We start from the raw sequence: 18,013 nt of genomic DNA, 5'->3' as shown, positions 1-18,013 counted from the left end.
CTCCGACAGGATGACTTTAACCGAAACCAGCTTTTTTCCGGATGAAATGATTTAATGAGTTACGAAAACCAAATTGCACAAAAACTAAATGTAAAACCTGGGCAGGCAACGGCCGTTATCACCCTGCTCGACGACGGCAACACCATCCCTTTCATTGCCCGCTACCGTAAAGAAGCGACTGGCAGCCTGGACGAAGAGCAAATCCGCCAAATTAGTGACCAGCTCACTAAATTACGCGGCCTAAATGAACGTCGGAGCACCATCCTGGAATCAATTTCTAGCCAGGAAAAGCTAACGCCGGAGTTAGAAAAAGCGATTCACGCCGCCACCACCCTAACGGAGCTAGAGGATTTGTACCAGCCCTACAAACCCAAACGGCGTACCCGCGCCATGATCGCCCGTGAGCGGGGGTTGGAGCCATTGGCAGAGTTCATTTTGGCCCAGTTCGTGAATAGGCAAACGGCCGTTCAAATTGCCGCCCCCTTCATCAACGAAGATGTTCCCACGGCCGAAGACGCCTTGGCAGGCGCGCGAGACATCGTAGCCGAAACAGTCAGCGACACGCCCCAAGTGCGCCAAATCCTGCGTGACAAAACGTTCCAGTTTGGCCTGCTGCAAAGCCAAAAAGTGAAAAACGCCAGCGACGAACGCGCCGTCTACAAACTGTATTACGACTTTTCTTTGCGGATTGATCGGGTACGGCCGCATCAAATTTTGGCACTCAATCGGGGCGAAGCAGAAAAAATCTTGCGCGTCAGCGTAGACATTGCGGAACGAGACTGGATTTTGGCCATACGCAGTCAATACCGCCCCAACCGCCGCTCACCGCTGGCCGAACAGCTTCAACTTGCCATGGAAGACGCCGCCAAACGGCTCCTCATCCCAGCCATCGAGCGAGATGTACGCCGCAGCCTCACTGAACAGGCGGAAGCCCACGCCATCCAGGTATTTGCCGACAATATGCGCGGCCTGCTCACCCAGCCGCCGCTGGCAGGCCATACCGTCATGGGCATTGACCCCGCCTACCGCACCGGCTGCAAGGTGGCCGTGGTGGACGGTACGGGCAAGGTTTTGCAAACAACCACCATCTACCCCCACCAGCCACAAAAACGACGAGATGAGGCGTTAAAAACGCTCGCCACCTTGGTAAAAACCCACCAAATCAGTCTGATCACCATCGGCAACGGCACTGCTTCCCGCGAAACTGAGCAGCTTGTGGCCGAACTGACCCGGCAGCTAGACGATGTGCATTACCTCATCGTCAACGAGGCGGGTGCCAGCGTGTACAGCGCCAGCCCGCTGGCCAAAGCAGAGCTGCCGGAACTTGACGTGACGCTGCGCGGCGCAGTTTCCATTGCTCGCCGCGCCCAGGATCCGCTGGCCGAACTGGTGAAAATTGATCCCAAGTCTGTTGGCGTGGGGCTGTACCAGCATGATGTGAACCAAAAGCAGTTATCGGAATCGCTGGCCGGGGTGGTGGAATCGGTGGTAAACCAGGTGGGCGTAGACGTGAACACCGCTTCCCCCGCTTTGCTCACGCACGTAGCGGGCATTGGTCCCAAGCTGGCAGAAAACATTGTGGCCTACCGGGGGGCAAACGGCCGTTTCCCCAATCGCATCACCCTCAAAAAAGTTCCCAGCCTCGGCCCCAAAGCGTTTGAGCAGTCGGCTGGCTTTTTGCGCGTGCGGGATGGCAACAATCCACTGGATGCCAGCGCCATTCACCCTGAAAGTTACGGTGTGGCGACGGCCGTCCTCAAAAAAGCAAAACTCAGCCCCAGCACGCCGCCAAATGAAAGAACGGCCGTGCTGGCCAAGCTCCCCCCCGTCGCCGAACTTGCCAACCAGCTCAACACAGGCATCCCCACGCTCATAGACATTTTAGAACAGCTCATACGCCCTGGCCGCGACCCCCGCGAAGATTTGCCCAAACCAATTCTGCGTAGCGATGTCCTTTCCCTTAACGACCTGACTCCGGGAATGCAGCTCAGAGGAACCGTTCGCAATGTGGTGGATTTTGGCGCATTCATAGACATTGGCGTGAAGCAAGATGGCTTGCTGCATCGTAGCCAAATTCCCCGCAGCCAAACCCTCAACGTTGGCGATGTGCTAACAATCTCCATCAAATCCATTGACGAAGAACGCGGCCGTATTGGCCTGGGTTGGGCAAAATAAACAAATCCTCGTCATAGGTCATTCTGAATAAAACCATCTTTACAAAAATCGTTAAGTGTAGCTGTAGTCGGGCGCGAAGCGCCCTCGTGCGGGCGGTCATCGCGGCGACAAAGTTGTAAAGAAAATCCGTCCCCCCTCTTAACCCATCTTTGTCAAAATATGTACAAAATATAGATAATATTTTGACAATTCGACTTTAATCCACTATTATTCTCTTCAAGTTCAACAATTAATACATTCATAAAACTGAACAATACCTAGACTTAACTTGCTAATTTGAGAAAATCCAGAGGAGGAGAAGATGGCATTAGAAACCTTGGAACCTGTCGTTTGGGAGACACGCTTACTGCGGCTGGCTCATCATGCACTTGACCACGACAGTATCAATGAACCAGTCTACGACGGCCGGGAACATCTTGCTCAAGCCTATGCACATTGTGCCGCCATCACCAAACAGCACAGCCGTACTTTCTACCTGGCTTCTGGCTTGCTGCCCAAAGCACAGCGTCGCGCTGCCCGCGCCCTGTATGCCTTTTGCCGCGTCAGCGACGATTTGGTAGACAAAGAGATAAATAATCAGCATCAGCGCATTTTGCAGTGGCGGCAAGAAAGTTTAGCAAATCATCCGCCAATCTATAATTTGGTGGCACTTGCCTGGGCAGACACTAGAGCCAACTTCAACATTCCCCGTCGTTATGCCGAGCAGCTCCTAGATGGCGTGACCTCTGACCTGATGCACGCACGGTATGAAACGTTTAGCGAACTGGCACAATATTGCTACGGTGTGGCTTCTACAGTGGGGCTGATGGCCATGCACATTGTGGGGTACGAGGGCAGCAGGGCAATTCCATACGCCATTAAGCTGGGCGTTGCCTTGCAGCTTACCAACATTTTGCGAGACGTGCAGGAAGATTGGGCAAACGGCCGTCTCTACCTCCCCCTTGAAGAGCTACGCATGTTTAACCTGGACGAATCAGACATTGCCGCCGGGACGATTGACCATCGCTGGCGTGCTTTTATGCGCTTCCAAATTCGGCGGGCACGGCAGCTATATGCCGAAGCGTTGCCCGGTGTGGCCATGTTGGGGAGGAGCGGCCGTTTTGCCATTGCCGCCGCTGCTGAACTGTATCGCGCCATTCTGGACGACATCGAAGAACATGATTACGATATATTTAATCGTCGTGCCTACACCACCAAGCAAGAAAAATTGCGCGACTTGCCCGGAATCTGGTGGCGAGCCAAAACCAACCAGTATCTGAATTTAGTGGATGAGCCTGTCCACACCCAACCCGCCTTGGTTGCCTGCTCCCACGATGCACCACTCGAAGCAGAAAACCTTTACGCAGTGCCCCAAGGATAAACAATCATAACCTTTGCTTGTCACTCTCGCGCAGGCGGGAATCCACACCTTTGGGCTCCCGCCTGCGCGGGAATGACACTTTAGCTTTCGAAATAAATACAGAAAAATACATTAACCTGGGACTTTGCCCCCAGAAACGAGACAAGATGAAAGAAAAAGTAATTATTATTGGCAGTGGCTTTGGAGGCCTTGGCGCAGCAGCACGCTTGGCAGCGCAAGGGTACCAAGTCGAAATTTTTGAGAAATTAGATCAACCGGGCGGTCGTGCTTACGTATTTGAGCAAGATGGGTTTAAGTTTGATGCTGGCCCGACGGTGATCACGGCTCCGTTTATGTTTGACGACATTTTTGAACTGGCGGGGCGCAAGCGGGAAGAGTACGTCCAGTTTGTGCCTTGTGACCCTTTTTACCGCATTTTTGACCATAACGGCCGTTCCCTCGACTACAACAACGACGAAAAGTTCATCCTCGACCAAATTGAGCAGTGGAACCGGGCTGACCGCGAAGGATACCAGCGGTTCATAGCTACTACCAAAGCTATCTTTGAAAAAGGGTTTGTAGAACTGGCTGACAAACCTTTCCTATCCGTCAGCGACATGATTCGCGTGGTGCCAGATTTGTTGCGCCTACAGTCGCACAAAACGGTATACAAATACGCCTCTCAATTTATTGAAAACGACTTCCTGCGCCGCTGCTTTTCCTTCCACCCGCTTTTGGTGGGCGGCAATCCTTTTGATACCACCTCCATTTATGCCATGATCCATTACCTGGAACGGGAATGGGGTGTGCATTATGTGATGGGTGGCACCGGGGCGTTGGTGCGGGCGTTAGGCAGATTGATTGAGGAGCTAAACGGCCGTTTCCACCTCAACACCGAAGTAGACGAAATAATTGTAGAAAATCGCCATGCCAAAGGCATTCGTCTCAAAGATGGCACTGTTCACAAAGCTGACCACGTCATCTCCAATGCAGATGTCGCCTTTACCTACACAAGCCTAATCAACAAAAAGCACCGCAGTCTTCGCAACTCCGACTTCCGCTACAAAAATTTGACGCGGTACAGCATGTCGCTTTTCGTCATCTACTTTGGCACCAAGAAACGGTACAATGACGGCCGTTTGGCTCATCACAATATCATTCTCAGCGAGCGATACAAAGGGCTGCTGCAAGACATCTTCAAAAATAAAGCCCTTGCCGACGATTTTTCACTTTACCTGCACATGCCCACCCTCACCGACCCCAGCATTGCGCCCGAAGGGCACGAAGGATTCTACGTCCTCTCCCCCGTGCCGCATCTTGGGTCTGGCATTGATTGGACTACAGCCGCCAAACCGTACCGCGACGCCATCATGCAGTTTTTAGAAGAAAATTACATTCCAGATTTGCAAGAAAACCTCGTCACCGAACACACCATCGATCCCTTGCACTTTAAAGGGACGCTGAACAGCCACATGGGCTCTGCATTTTCAGTCGAACCCATCCTGACCCAATCTGCCTGGTTCCGTCCGCACAACCGCTCAGAAGATATTGACAACCTCTACTTTGTCGGCGCAGGCACCCACCCCGGCGCAGGTTTGCCCGGTGTGCTTTCCTCCAGCAAAATTGCCGAAGATTTAATTATGGGTACACATATCGGTGTTCAGTAAACGGTAATCAGTGAACGGTCAACAAACCATTTACCGATGTAACTATTCAGGTCTCTCTGGCTGTGGCCGGTGTCCTCACCGTGCCACCGGGCGGCGCGGTCTGGAGACCGGCCGCAGCACCTGTATAGTTGCTTACCGATTACGGTTCACGGATTACCGATAACGGATAAATATGACTTACTTCGGATTTCTCGGCCTGTTTCTAGGCATACCCATTATAATTTTGCTTTGGCTTACCTGGCTAGATGCCCGTCAGGGTCGCCAGATGCCCAAACGGTTTGGCAGCTATTCGCCCTGGGCCATTTTGGGGCTCCACTTGGCGATGGCACTGCTTTACACAACGCCTTGGGACAACTATCTAGTCGCCACCTCTGTCTGGTGGTACGACTCGGCCAAAGTAACTGGCATTCTGTTTGGCTATGTCCCTATCGAAGAGTATACATTTTTCCTGATGCAGCCGATTATGACGGGGCTATGGCTGCTGTTTTGGCTACGGCGTCAGCCGGATGTGGTGGAGAGTGGTTGGGAGAACGACCGTTTCCGGCACACCACGCTCACCATTTTAACCGTTCTCTGGCTGGTGATGGTTGGTATCTTGGTTACAGGCTGGGCACCCGGCACCTACCTGGCGCTCATTTTAGCGTGGGCATTGCTGCCCATCATGCTGCAAATTTGGTACGGCGGCGATATTTTGTGGCAACATCGGAAAATTGTGCTGCTAGGGCTAATTCCCCCCACCCTGTTCCTGGCCGGCGCTGACGCTCTGGCTATTTTGGACGGCATTTGGACGATTGATCCGGCACAAACAATCAACTGGTATCTCGGCGGCATTTTGCCCTTCGAAGAGTTTCTATTTTTCCTGATCACCAACATTTTGGTTGTTTTTGGCATGACGCTCTTTTTAGCGGCTGAGAGCCAAACTCGACTAGAGCAAATCAAAACAATGAGGCTCTTGGGGAATTCGCGGAGTTTACGGGCCGTGAAACGTAAAACGTGATGCGTGACCAAGTGAATAGCGAAAAAACAACACCAATTCTACCGATAACTGTTTACCGCTCACTGATGACTGATTCACCATCTTTCCTAACCTTCCTCATCATAACCTGGATGCTGGCCATGATCAGCCTGCCCATCATGAAATGGATTTGGGGAGATGGTATTGTGCCTTTTGGGCTGTCGTTGGGCGTGTTTTTGCAGGCAACGGCCGTATTCTTCATCCTGCGTGAGCGGTGGGGCTGGCAAAAAACGGTGGGAACGGCCGTTCTCATCGCCGCACTGACATTATTTGTAGAATGGCTTGGCTCTACCACCGGATTTCCCTTTGGCGGCTACAGCTACACCGACCTCATGCAGCCCCAAATTGCCCACGTGCCCGTCCTTATTCCCTTTGCCTGGTTTATGATGCTGCCCGCCGCCTGGGCAGTCGCCCATCTCATCCAAAAACAGCTATCTGCAAAATGGGCGACCAATCGTTGGCTGTACCCACTGCTTGCCGGATTGGCACTGACTGCCTGGGACCTCTTTCTCGATCCGCAAATGGTCGCCTGGGGATTGTGGGCATGGGACGATCCTGGTGGCTACTTTGGCATTCCGTGGAGTAATTATGCGGGCTGGTTGGGAACGGCCGTCTTGCTCACCGCACTCATTCAACCCAAAAAACTACCCATCTTGCCCCTGCTCATCATCTACACCATCACCTGGTTTTTAGAAACATTCGGCCTGCTCTTCTTCTGGGGATTGGCTGGCCCTGCCCTCGTTGGTGGCGTGGTGATGGGCATTTTTGTCTGGCTAGGTTGGCGATCGGTGTTCAGTAAACAGTATTCGGTAATCGGTATTCAGTAAGCAGTTCACTTGCACACCTGCATACTTGCAAACTTTTAAATGAACCAACTCCTCCCCACGCTACTTTGGACCTTTTTTGGCTTTTTGCTCGGCTCGCTGCCTTTTTCCGTTTGGGTTGGCAAGCTGCTGCTGGGCAAAGACATTCGCCAATTTGGCGACAAAAATCCAGGCGCAACCAATGTTTTGCGAGCGGGCGGACCACTTCCCTTTGCCTTGGCGCTCATGCTAGACATCAGCAAAGGTGCACTGCCGCTGGGGTTGGCCGTGCACATTTTTGGCGTCAGCGGCTGGGCAATTGTACCAATCTCGCTAGCACCTCCGCTGGGTCACACTTTTTCACCCTTTTTGAACTGGCGCGGGGGCAAAGCGATTGCCGCTGCCTTCGGTGTTTGGATTGGCATCACCCTTTGGATGATGCCGGTCATTGCCGTCCCGCTGCTTGTTATCTTGACCCTGCTCATCATGCCATCCGGCTGGGCTTTGATGTTGGCATTGGTGGGCATGTTGGCAGCCTTGCTCATTTGGTTTGATGATCCAGTGCTGCTAGGTGTGTGGGCGGGGCAAACGCTGCTGCTCGCCTGGAACCACCGCGCCGATTTGGCGGAACGGCCGTCTCTACGCCACAATAAACCAAAAGAAAAATTAAGATAAAAATTCAAAGATTCCGCAGATTCAACGAATTAAAAATCTGTTCAATCTGCGAAATCTGCTGATAAAAAAGATATGCTTTCAACGATTCTTGGGGGATTCATTTCATTTGCTTTACTGATTTTGGGAATGACGGCCGTTTCCAACATCCTCCTCTTCCCGCGCCTCAAAGCCGCCCAACCCGCCGCGCAGCCCAAACTATCCATTTTGATACCTGCGCGGAATGAAGCGGCCGTGATTGGCCAAACCATTCGCGCCCTGCTGAAACAAACCGCCACCAATTTTGAACTCATCCTGCTGGACGACCAATCAGACGACGGTACGGGCAAAATTGCCACCCAGGCCGCTGCTGATGATGCACGGTTCCGACTAATTTCTGGCACGCCGCTGCCATCCGGCTGGTTGGGGAAAAATTGGGCGTGCCACCAGCTAAGCCAAGCCGCTACGGGCGATTACCTGCTCTTCGCGGATGCCGACGTAGGCTGGCAGCCAAATGCGCTGGCAGCACTACTTACCCTCGCCCAAACCGAACAAGCCGATCTACTCACCGTCTGGCCCACCCAGCAAACCGAAAGCTGGCCTGAACGGCTCGTCGTCCCGCTGATGAGCTTTGCCATTTTATGTTACTTGCCCATCTTGCCCGTACATTACACCAATCTCCCCGCCTTTGCCGCTGCCAACGGACAATGCCTCCTGTTTCGGCGAGAGGCATACGAGAAAATTGGGGGGCATACGGCCGTTCACAACAACGTCATCGAGGATGTGGCATTGGCCAAAACAATCAAATCCCACAACCTGCGGTTGCGAATGGCAGATGGGAATCGGCTGGTGGGCTGCCGCATGTACCAAAACTGGCCTGAAGTGCGGGCAGGATTTTCCAAAAATATCTTGGCTGGGCACGGCGGCAGCATTCCTTTTTTGCTGCTCTCGACGGTGTTTCACTGGCTTGTTTTTCTAGTTCCGTGGCTTTGGTTTGCGGCCACGCTGGCTGTGTGGCCGCTGGTTTTGGGGCTGGCTGGGGTGGTTTTAAGGGGCGGAACGGCCGTTTTCACCCACCAACGCCCCCTCGATGCCCTGCTCATGCCCGTCTCCGTCTTGCTGATGACCTGCATCGCTTTTCAATCAATCCAGTGGCAGCGGCAGGGTACAGCGGAGTGGAAAGGAAGGAGATTGGAGACTGGAGATTAGAGATTAGCCCAATCTCCAATCTCAAAATATTGTTTATGAACGAAATTTTGATCATTGGCGCAGGCATCGGTGGACTTAGCACAGCCATTCGGCTAGCAGCCGCTGGACAGCGCGTCACCATTTACGAAAAAAACGGGCAAGTCGGCGGCAAAATGGGTCAAATTGTGGCCGATGGCTTCCGCTGGGACATTGGCCCCTCGGTCATCACCATGCGGCACGTCTTTGAAGAGTTGTTTGTCAGCGCTGGCCGCCGCCTGGAAGATTACCTGTCGCTAGAACCCGTCGATCCGCTCACCCGCTACTTTTACCCAGACGGTACCATCCTGGACGCCAAAGAAGACCCAGCGCAGATGGCTGAGCAAATCCGCCAAATCGCCCCTCAGGATGTCGCTGGCTATAAGAAATATCTACACTACGCGAAGCAGATTCACCGCATCACCGGCCCGGTCTTCATCTACGACAAGCCGCCCACGTGGCGCAGCTTTTTGCGTGTGCCTTTCCCCGACTGGTTCAAAATTGACGGCCTGCGTACGATGCAAAAAGCGATTGAATCGCATGTTCAGTCGCCGGAGCTGCGGCAGCTTTTGGGTCGCTTTGCCACCTACGTCGGCGGTAGTCCCTATTTGGCTCCGGCCACGCTTAACGTTATCGCCCATGTGGAGCTATCTGGCGGCGTCTGGTATCCACGCGGCGGCATTTATGTCATTGCTCAAGCGATGGCCATCCTCGCCCGCGAACTGGGCGTAACGATTCATACCAACTGTGGCGTGCAGGAAATTTGTGTGGAAAACGGCCGTTTCTCCCACCTCATCCTCAAAAATGGGGGAAAAGTGTCGGGAACGGCCGTTGTCAGCAACCTAGACGTCACCACGACGCAAAAGCACTTACTTAAAAATTCACAATCCACAATTCGCAATTCACAATTCGACTCCTCCTGCTCCGGCTTCATCCTTCTGCTTGGCATCAACAAACAATTCCCCAAACTCGCCCATCACAACATCCTCTTCTCCCCCGACTACCCCGCCGAGTTCAACGCCATCTTCCAGCAAGGCCAACCGCCTGCCGACCCCACCATCTACATCGCCATCACCAGCAAAACCGACCCCGAACACGCCCCCGACGGCGGCGAAAATTGGTTTGTCCTTGTCAACGCGCCGCCGCTTGATGATCAGTACGATTGGCACACCAATCAGCAAAGCTACCGCGATCTCGTCCTGCAAAAAATCGCCAACTTTGGCTTCGACGTGCGCGACCACATCGTTACCGAACAAATTTTGACGCCGCATGATTTGGCCGCAGGGAGTGGTGCGTGGCGGGGTGCCCTGTATGGTGCATCACCCAACTCACGATGGGCTGCTTTTAAACGGCCGCATAACCGCTCAAAGCAAATCAAAGGACTCTACTTCGCAGGCGGCACCACCCATCCTGGCGGCGGCGTCCCCATGGTCACCCTCTCCGGCAAGGTCGCCGCCCAACTTGTTCTTGAGGGCATGGTTCCCTCCCCCATTGAGGGCTGAGGGCTAGGGAGGAGGTGGGTTTTGGTATAATTCCCTATGCCCAAGAACCACCGCATCCCCCCACCCCTAACCTACTTCGCCCGCAAAATGCGGCATGAACCCACCAAAGCAGAAAAGCACCTCTGGTCACGCCTCAGGCGCAAGCAGCTAGGCGGCTACAAATTTCGCCGCCAGCATCCCATTGGCCCGTACATTGTTGATTTTTGCTGTGTGGAGAAAAAACTGGTTGTCGAGGCTGATGGAGACATTTATGCCTTTCAGGAAAAAGCAGACCGTGAACGTACCCAATGGCTGGAGGAAGAAAGTTACCGCGTGCTGCGCTTCGCCAACGTCACTATTTTGCAGCAAACCGAGGCTGTTTTAGAAACGATCTTGGCTGTTTGTGATGGGGATGTATCTTTGCTGGGGGAAGATTAGGGTTGTTGGAAAATCGACCCCCACCCTAGCCCTCCCCTACCAGGGCTGAGGGGAGGACATGTTTAGAGGGTTGAAAAAAGAATAGCTCATCAAGGACAATTCTGATGTGTTCCAAAACGTCAGAAGGAGGCCAAAATGAGCTATCCAGTACTTTATCAATGGAATCAAACAATCGCCAGCCAATTGCCTTGTCTCAATAGCTGGCAAGTCGATAACGTCGGCTTGTTTAGCCTGGGCATCATGCGAGCAGAAAGCTGCCAACAGCAACAGATTGCCCGCCAGGTTGCTACAGGCGAGAGGGTCGAAAGTTGTGCCCGTCGCTTGCGACGTTTTCTGGACAACAAACGTTTTCCTCTGCAAGCCTTCTTCAGCCAATGGACAGCCTGGATTGTCAGCCAGTTGCCACCAGGCAAGCTTTATCTGCTGGTGGATGAGACAAAGTTGCAAGACCGCTTGGCTGCCATGGTGGTTGGCGCTGCCTGGGAAGGACGTTGTATCCCTCTGGCCTGGCGTTGTTATATTGCCAACAATCATGACCAGTACCCAGCCGAGGGGCAAGTTGGCATGGTCACAGCCCTGTTGCAAACTGTCAAGAAGGGCATTGCAGCAGACAGAAACGTCGTGGTGTTGGCTGACCGAGGGATTGGGACATCTCCTGATTTGTGTCAGGCTGTGGCCAGCTTGGGTTGGTGCTATCTGTTTCGCGTTACCAGCATGACCAAAATCTGCACCGAGGCAGGCGATTTTGCCATTGCCAACATGGTACAGGCTGGTCAACAGTGGTCGGCTGATGGACTCGCTTTCAAGCAGCGCGGCCGGTTGCCAGCAACCGCACATGCGATTTGGAGCGCAGGCTATGACCAAGCATGGGCGTTGGTAACCAATGACACTACGCTGACTGGCTTTGAGTATGCCAACCGCAATTGGCAGGAGCAAAGTTTCCGCGACCTCAAAAGCGGTGGCTGGCATTGGGCAGACAGTCGGATTAGTCATCCAGACCATATGGATCGTCTGCTTGTTCTCCTGGTGGTCGCCTATGCTTGGTCGCTTGCTTTGGGAAGCGTTGCGGTTTCGCAAGGTCTTGCTCAACCAATGCAGCGTCATGCAGACGGCCGTATACGTCGTCATTGGAGTTTGTTCAAAGAGGGGCTTCAATTCTTCTTTGAGTTTGTTTTGAGACATAACCATTTTATCAATTTACAATTTACAATTCTTGCCCGACCCTAGGCTTGCCTGAAAAGGTGTCCTCCCCTCAGCCCCCGCAAGGGGAGGGCTGGGGTGAGGTTTACCACATATCCGGCGGCAGTAAAATCTTATCTTCTAACGCCTGACGATTGGGCACATACGCTACTTGCAAACAGCGCACCAGCAGCAGATTTGCCTGTAAATAATCCGCCCAGGCCTCCATTTGTTCCTCGGAAAAGCACTTCAGTGGAAACCCCTCATCTCGTTTAACAGCTAGCAAGCGAAACGGATCCCACTGATCTCGATATTGGCCCAGAATAGAAGCAAGTTTTTTATCAAACTCACGCTTTACTTGGATTGGCGTCGACTCATCAGGCAAGGCCAAAACTTTCAAAGCAGATTTCAGATCCAGAAGTTGCCGCCGTTCAGCAACATGAAGGGCAAGGGCCTAAGCATCGGAGCGGGCAGACGGGAAATCAAAATCACAGATGACTTTGATATGAAAGTTGAGCATAAAATCAATCGCAAGATTATGGTCGAGGGAAAAAGCGAGAGTGCGATCAACGACATCGTGGAGAGGTTTAAGAATGAGAGAATCGTCACTCTGCTTCAGAGTGAAATCAAAGTCAGGATTGCGGACAATAGAATGCAAAAAAGATCGGCTGGCAGCAGGTCTATTGCCTACTCGTTTTGCCCCACTACTTTCCGCGACCGAATATACTTGTTTGGTTAAATGTTCATCACGCACTATAAACTGATTGACAGCAACTATAAACTGCTCACCGAATTCGGTAGCATCTTCCAGCATACTTGCCACCATTAGAAATACTTCGTTCCATCGAGCATCCCCCACATGGTTCATTAGACGCTCAACCGTTCCCCGACTCTCATTGTCAACTATATATCGTGCCGTAAAATATTCCTGCAGCGTCAAATGGCTAAATGAGTGAATGCCCCGTGCCCTCTCTATAAAAATGCCGTGCTGCGCTTCCAAAGATTGCAAAACCAGCTCAGCATCAGGCTCTTCCAACCCCGGCATACCCGCCAAATAGCCATCAATCAACCGCACCACTTCTTTTTCTCGGAGATAATAGTCCCCTTGCTCAAATGTTTTAGCCGCAATAGCGGCCAACATCTTCTGCTTTCGCCCTAAAGAAAGCTGCTGGTACACATCATCTCGGCGAATGTTTCGGCTGGCGTCCCACTTGCTCAGCAAAGCGCGCATCACCTCTTCATAAATTTCGCTGCGCTCTGGCGGGATTTCATTCCGCTCCTCGTAAACCAAACAAAGCAGCGCCAGCAGCAGCGGCACCTGCGCTAGCTCCCGCACTGGCTTGTAATTGTCATCTTCCAGCAATGCTTTCTTAAAACTGTCACGCTTTACGTCGTCGCCTACAAACCACAAATCAATGTAGTTTGCCATCTGTTTGGCATCAAAATCAGCCATTTCCACGTATTCAAATTGGGTAAAGCTGTAATCAGTAGCCGCGATTCGGCAAGTTATCAGCGTGGGGCAGTCGCTATAACGATAAACAAAGTCATTGATTTGCTTAATCATTTCTGAACGATTATTGTCTTCTAAATTCACTTCATCCAACCCATCAAACAGCACCAACCCATCCCCATTTTCGAGCAGTCGCGTCAAAAATATCTTTGGTTCTGGAAAACGGTGTACATTCAGCTGGTGGATCATAAACTCCACGATACCCATCCCGGAATCAGACAGCTCTTTCAGGGGCACAAACAGCGGCACCTTTTTGATTTCATGCTTGATGGCTCGCAGCGCGGTATGCTTAAGAAAAGTTGTTTTACCAGATCCAGGCTTCCCCAAAATAAACAGCTTAGGGAATTCAGCCACAGCATCATCCCCCGCCACGCGCCGCACCCGCTCCATCCGTGAAAAGTCACGCGGGTCAAATTCCTCTTTCAGTTTGGCAATGTTGTACCGCTGTTCAGCGGTCAGCTTGTCCATCACATTCACATGCGTGAACACATTTTCCAGCGGCTCAGACTCCATTCGCCCCAAAATACGCACAAAGCCAACCTGAACAAACAAGCTTTTATAATACTTTTCAACACCATCACGCCAGGTCGCTTTGTAAGATTTATCGGTTGATGAAGGTGTATCAGCCTCAGGCCAGGCTATTTTGGGTCGAAGTTCAGCAAGAGATGTTCTTAACTCTTGGAGGAGATCGTGCCGCTGACAATATGAAACAATTTCACGGGCTTTATCCCGCTTATTTTGTCCATTGAGGTTTTCAAAATCGATACTGAGTTTGAAACAGAGGTCGTACAGGTCAGACAAATCGAAATGTTGTTCCAGCAATTGATAAATTGAAACTTGAAAATCGTTCGATTGGTCATAAGATGATTGACCATATTTTTCCCAAAGCCAATTTACAGCTTGGGTTATCGATGTTTGAATTTCTGGGGGAATCGTTTTCGGCATCAAATCCTCCAAACAAGGCCATTTCAATGTGCTGGCAATGGAAGAATGATACCAAATTCTGTTTGTTTGTGCGGGGTTTGTAGGGGCGCGTCGCGTCGCGCCCCCGCGCCCCTACGTTGAATTTATGCTTTTCGCAGTTCTAACGTTACATCCTGGTCGCCGATGGATACGGTTTGGCTGTACAAAGCGTCGCTCATTGGACCAGATTGCAGGTTGACGGTGAGCGTTTCTTGCTGCACATACTCGGCAAAGTTGGTCAGCGCAGCGGCGACATCGCTAGATGCGCCCTGGTAACTCAGCGCGATTCGGTCGGAGATTTCCAGACCGGCGTCTTTACGCATGTTGTTGACCTGGCGCACCACGTCGCGGGCATAGCCTTCTTGGACGAGAGCGGGCGTCAGTTCGGTGTCTACTGCTACGGTCACGCCTTTGTCAGAGGCAACGGCCGTTCCACCCCTTGATTCCGTCTGCACCAACACATCCTCATCATCCAGGCTCACCATTTCACCAGCTACTTCGACGGTGAGTGAGTCGCCAGCTTGCAAGGTACGCGCCGCCTCGGCTGGGTCGAGCGCCATCAGCGCTTGCCGCACCTTGGGGAAATTCTTGCCAAACTTCGGCCCCAGCACGCGATTATTGGGCATCAGCTTGTAATTCACCAACTCGCCCACCTCAGAAACCACCTCAATTTCCTTGACGTTGATCTCCTCGGCCAGTACATCAGCCAACTCCTGCAAATCATCCTGCGCCTGCTGACTGCCCACATTCACCCGCGCCTTCGCCAGCGGCTGCCGCAGCTTGATGTCCTCGGAGCTACGTGCCGAACGGCCGAGGCTGGCGGTGGTGATGGCTAGTCCCATCTTGTCCAGCAGGCGGCGGTCGAGCGAAGCTGCATCTGCATTGGGGTAAAGCGTGTGGTGTACACTCACCGGCGCATTGGCATCTACGTTCCGCACCAAATTTTGGTACATCACCTCGGTGGTGAAAGGCACAAAAGGTGCCAACAGGCGGATAAATTTGACCATCACCTGATACAGCGTGCGATACGCAGCGTTTTTGTCCGCGTCGGCTTCGCTTTTCCAGAAGCGGCGGCGGCTGCGGCGCACGTACCAGTTACTTAGGTCATCCAGCAACGCTTCCAATGTTTGGGTGGCTCTTTCGGCGTCATACTTGTTGAGAGAGTTGCGGACGGAAACGGCCGTTTCATCCACCCTTTCTTTAATCCACGCATCCAACTGGGCATTCGCCGCATTGGAAGACGGCGTATTGTCCATAAAATCTTGCACCGACGGTTCCCAGCCATCCAGCTTGGCGTAAGACACCAGGAACGAATAAACATTCCACAGCGGAATGAGAAAACGGCGGCGCGTTTCATCACCACGATTGAAACCAAAGCGCAAATTCTGCTCCGGCTTGCAGCTTGCGTACAGCCAGCGCATCGTGTCCGCACCCATCTGGTCAGCCGCCTCATTGAACTCGATGGAGTTGCCCCAAGATTTGTGCATCTCACGGCCGTCTTCGGCCAAAAGCGTTGAGTAACCAAACAAATTCAAAAACGGCGACTCGTCACCTAAAACGGTGCTTTGCGCCAGCAGGCTATAAAACCAGTTGCGGAACTGGCCGGGGAACGATTCGCTGATCCAGTCGGCTGGATACCACTTTTCCCACAAATCGGGATGGTGCCGATAGCCTAACGTGCTAAACGCCACGATACCCGCATCCAGCCACGGATTGCCCACGTCCTTGATGCGGCTCACTTTGCCGCCACATTTCTCGCAAGCGATCTTTACTTCGTCGATGTACGGCCGATGCGGCGTGTGCCCTTCAAACTTTTCCCAGCCTTCCACAGCACGCTCTTCCAGCTCATCCTCATCGCCAACAACCGTAAAGTGACTGCATTCCTCACACTCCCAGATGGGCAGTGCCAAGCCCCAATACCGCTTCTTGGAGATCATCCAGTCGTGCATGTTACGCAGCCAATCCATCTCCCGGTCATAGCCAAAGCTGGGATACCAGTTGATTTTGTCCACGCGATCCATGATTTGGTAGCGCAAACTCGCTTTCTTTTCAGCTTCAGTCACCTCTTCGCGCGGCTTGTCGTACAGCTCGCCCATACTGATGAACCATTCATCTACCAAGCGATAAACTAGCTCCGTGCCGCAGCGCCAGCAGTGTGGGTAGCGGTGGGCATACCGCTGCTTGCGGTAATACACGCCCTTCTCGCGCAAATTCTCAAAGATGGCCTCAGCCACTTCTTGCGAATGTTGGCCGGTTAGCCAATCAAATCCGGCGATGTAGACGCCACTTTCGTTCAATGGCGCGATAATGGGCAGATCGTGCTCCTTGCTTAACTGGAAGTCCTCCGCCCCGCAGCCGGGCGCGATGTGGACGATGCCCGTCCCTTCATCTGCGCCCACCTCTTTCCAGGTGATGACGCGATGGGTGTAACCCGCCTCGGCAAACGCACCCATCGCCGCTGGCAGCTCATCAAACGGGCCACGATATTCCCAGCCGACTAGTTCTTCACCTTTCAGCTTGCCTACTACTTCATATTTACCGATGAGCGTGTTTTTGGCAGCTTCTTCGGCCAAATAATAGGTCCAGCCATCTTCGTGCTGCACTTTGACGTAATCTAGTTCGGGGCCAACGGCCGCTGCTACGTTACTCGTGAGCGTCCACGGCGTCGTCGTCCAAACCAGCAGTGCTTCTTGAGAGACATCCGTTTTCTCAAAGAAAACGGATGTCTTGCTCACGATGGGAAATTTCACAAACACGGAATCATGCGTCACTTCAAAGTAGCCATCGGTGACGATTTCGTGTTGGCTGATGCCGGTGCCGCAGCGGGCGCACCAGGGCATCACGTCCGTGCCTTTGTACAGCCAGCCGTTGTCACGGCACATCTTCAAAAATCGCCAGATCATGTAATTATTTTCGTTGCTGAAGGTGAAGTAAGAACCACCCACCTCTGGCAAACCCAACATACCCACAAGCTGCTCCACCGTACCGCTGATGGGCCCGTTCGGGCCCTGGATGATAGTTTCTTGAAGCGGGTCGTCCTTCATGAGGGCACTGAGGCGACGCAGTTCATCCGGGCTGTTCCAATCCATCCAATACCCCAGCCGGATTGATTGTTCAGTTTGAACGGCCGCATAATGCAGCACCCGCGCCTTACACAGCTTGACAAACTTTTCCAGGCCAAACGCCTCGATGTCTCGCTTAGTTTTGAAGCCCAGCTCTTTTTCCACCTCCACCTCGACCCACAGCCCCTGGCAGTCGAAACCGTTTTGCCAGCGCAGGTTTTTGCCCTGCATGGCATGGTACCGCTGGTACAAATCTTTGTAGGTGCGGCCCCAGGCGTGGTGCACGCCCATCGGGTTGTTGGCGGTGATGGGGCCGTCGATGAAGCTAAACCGCTTGCCACTGCCCGCCCGCAGGCGGCGTAGCTCGTTAAAGGCATCGGTTTCTTGCCAAAAGTTGAGAATTTCTTGTTCTAGTTCCACAAAGTTGACTTTGTTGGAAACGTCTTTGAAAGACATGATGTTTACTCCGGTTGATAATTGTGAATCGTGAATAATTAATTTTGAAT

General features: G+C 52.6%; 13 protein-coding genes. 10 read left to right on the top strand and 3 right to left on the bottom strand.

Annotated features, from left to right (window positions below):
• Positions 1-54 precede the first annotated feature (54 nt).
• From ACOQPM_RS22975 to ACOQPM_RS22930, 10 genes are all read left to right on the top strand, one after another.
• Complete coding sequence (locus tag ACOQPM_RS22975) at positions 55-2,175, top strand: Tex family protein (RefSeq protein ID WP_420630726.1); 2,121 nt, start codon at positions 55-57, stop codon at positions 2,173-2,175.
• A gap of 301 nt (positions 2,176-2,476) precedes the next feature.
• Positions 2,477-3,535 carry a phytoene/squalene synthase family protein gene (locus ACOQPM_RS22970; RefSeq protein ID WP_420630725.1) on the top strand — a complete coding sequence of 353 codons (1,059 nt, stop codon included), beginning with the start codon at positions 2,477-2,479 and terminating at the stop codon, positions 3,533-3,535.
• A 146-nt stretch (positions 3,536-3,681) separates the two neighbouring features.
• Positions 3,682-5,181 (top strand): phytoene desaturase family protein, encoded by a 1,500-nt coding sequence (gene crtI / locus ACOQPM_RS22965; protein ID WP_420630724.1) that lies wholly within the window; start codon positions 3,682-3,684, stop codon positions 5,179-5,181.
• A gap of 172 nt (positions 5,182-5,353) precedes the next feature.
• On the top strand, positions 5,354-6,178 hold the full coding sequence (locus tag ACOQPM_RS22960) for a lycopene cyclase domain-containing protein (protein WP_420630723.1): 825 nt from the start codon (positions 5,354-5,356) through the stop codon (positions 6,176-6,178).
• Positions 6,178-7,023: a carotenoid biosynthesis protein gene (locus ACOQPM_RS22955; RefSeq protein WP_420630722.1), complete on the top strand. Its 846-nt coding sequence runs from the start codon at positions 6,178-6,180 to the stop codon at positions 7,021-7,023. The genes ACOQPM_RS22960 and ACOQPM_RS22955 overlap by 1 nt, the downstream gene beginning before the upstream one ends.
• 39 nt (positions 7,024-7,062) lie before the next feature.
• Complete coding sequence (locus ACOQPM_RS22950) at positions 7,063-7,674, top strand: glycerol-3-phosphate acyltransferase (protein ID WP_420630721.1); 612 nt, start codon at positions 7,063-7,065, stop codon at positions 7,672-7,674.
• A gap of 72 nt (positions 7,675-7,746) precedes the next feature.
• Positions 7,747-8,859 (top strand): glycosyltransferase, encoded by a 1,113-nt coding sequence (locus ACOQPM_RS22945; RefSeq protein WP_420630720.1) that lies wholly within the window; start codon positions 7,747-7,749, stop codon positions 8,857-8,859.
• A 35-nt stretch (positions 8,860-8,894) separates the two neighbouring features.
• Positions 8,895-10,376: a phytoene desaturase family protein gene (locus ACOQPM_RS22940; RefSeq protein WP_420630719.1), complete on the top strand. Its 1,482-nt coding sequence runs from the start codon at positions 8,895-8,897 to the stop codon at positions 10,374-10,376.
• Positions 10,377-10,412: 36 nt separating this feature from the next.
• Entirely contained in the window at positions 10,413-10,793 is a 381-nt protein-coding gene (locus tag ACOQPM_RS22935) for an endonuclease domain-containing protein (RefSeq protein WP_420630718.1), read from the top strand.
• A gap of 135 nt (positions 10,794-10,928) precedes the next feature.
• Positions 10,929-12,020 (top strand): transposase, encoded by a 1,092-nt coding sequence (locus ACOQPM_RS22930; protein ID WP_420628758.1) that lies wholly within the window; start codon positions 10,929-10,931, stop codon positions 12,018-12,020.
• Between the two features lie 58 nt (positions 12,021-12,078).
• On the opposite strand, the gene ACOQPM_RS22925 is transcribed toward ACOQPM_RS22930, so the two are convergent.
• The 3 genes from ACOQPM_RS22925 to ACOQPM_RS22915 all read right to left on the bottom strand — a co-directional run bounded on the left by ACOQPM_RS22925 (position 12,079) and on the right by ACOQPM_RS22915 (position 17,963).
• Positions 12,079-12,372 carry an NACHT C-terminal helical domain 2-containing protein gene (locus ACOQPM_RS22925; RefSeq protein WP_420630717.1) on the bottom strand — a complete coding sequence of 98 codons (294 nt, stop codon included), beginning with the start codon at positions 12,370-12,372 and terminating at the stop codon, positions 12,079-12,081.
• Between the two features lie 54 nt (positions 12,373-12,426).
• Complete coding sequence (locus ACOQPM_RS22920; protein ID WP_420630716.1) at positions 12,427-14,427, bottom strand: NACHT domain-containing protein; 2,001 nt, start codon at positions 14,425-14,427, stop codon at positions 12,427-12,429.
• Positions 14,428-14,549: 122 nt separating this feature from the next.
• Entirely contained in the window at positions 14,550-17,963 is a 3,414-nt protein-coding gene (locus ACOQPM_RS22915) for an isoleucine--tRNA ligase (RefSeq protein ID WP_420630715.1), read from the bottom strand.
• Positions 17,964-18,013 lie beyond the last annotated feature (50 nt).

Source organism: Candidatus Leptofilum sp. (assembly GCF_965223525.1).
Classification (GTDB): Bacteria; Chloroflexota; Anaerolineae; order Promineifilales; family Promineifilaceae; genus Leptofilum.
The sequence above is the reverse complement of the archived record's forward strand: the minus strand, read 5'-3'. Positions and strand labels throughout refer to the sequence as shown.

Coding starts and splice junctions, on each gene's coding strand:
- ACOQPM_RS22975 (WP_420630726.1), top strand. CDS start 55: ATGAGTTACGAAAACCAAATTGCACAAAAACTAAATGTAAAACCTGGG.
- ACOQPM_RS22970 (WP_420630725.1), top strand. CDS start 2,477: ATGGCATTAGAAACCTTGGAACCTGTCGTTTGGGAGACACGCTTACTG.
- crtI (WP_420630724.1), top strand. CDS start 3,682: ATGAAAGAAAAAGTAATTATTATTGGCAGTGGCTTTGGAGGCCTTGGC.
- ACOQPM_RS22960 (WP_420630723.1), top strand. CDS start 5,354: ATGACTTACTTCGGATTTCTCGGCCTGTTTCTAGGCATACCCATTATA.
- ACOQPM_RS22955 (WP_420630722.1), top strand. CDS start 6,178: ATGCGTGACCAAGTGAATAGCGAAAAAACAACACCAATTCTACCGATA.
- ACOQPM_RS22950 (WP_420630721.1), top strand. CDS start 7,063: ATGAACCAACTCCTCCCCACGCTACTTTGGACCTTTTTTGGCTTTTTG.
- ACOQPM_RS22945 (WP_420630720.1), top strand. CDS start 7,747: ATGCTTTCAACGATTCTTGGGGGATTCATTTCATTTGCTTTACTGATT.
- ACOQPM_RS22940 (WP_420630719.1), top strand. CDS start 8,895: ATGAACGAAATTTTGATCATTGGCGCAGGCATCGGTGGACTTAGCACA.
- ACOQPM_RS22935 (WP_420630718.1), top strand. CDS start 10,413: ATGCCCAAGAACCACCGCATCCCCCCACCCCTAACCTACTTCGCCCGC.
- ACOQPM_RS22930 (WP_420628758.1), top strand. CDS start 10,929: ATGAGCTATCCAGTACTTTATCAATGGAATCAAACAATCGCCAGCCAA.
- ACOQPM_RS22920 (WP_420630716.1), bottom strand. CDS start 14,427: ATGCCGAAAACGATTCCCCCAGAAATTCAAACATCGATAACCCAAGCT.
- ACOQPM_RS22915 (WP_420630715.1), bottom strand. CDS start 17,963: ATGTCTTTCAAAGACGTTTCCAACAAAGTCAACTTTGTGGAACTAGAA.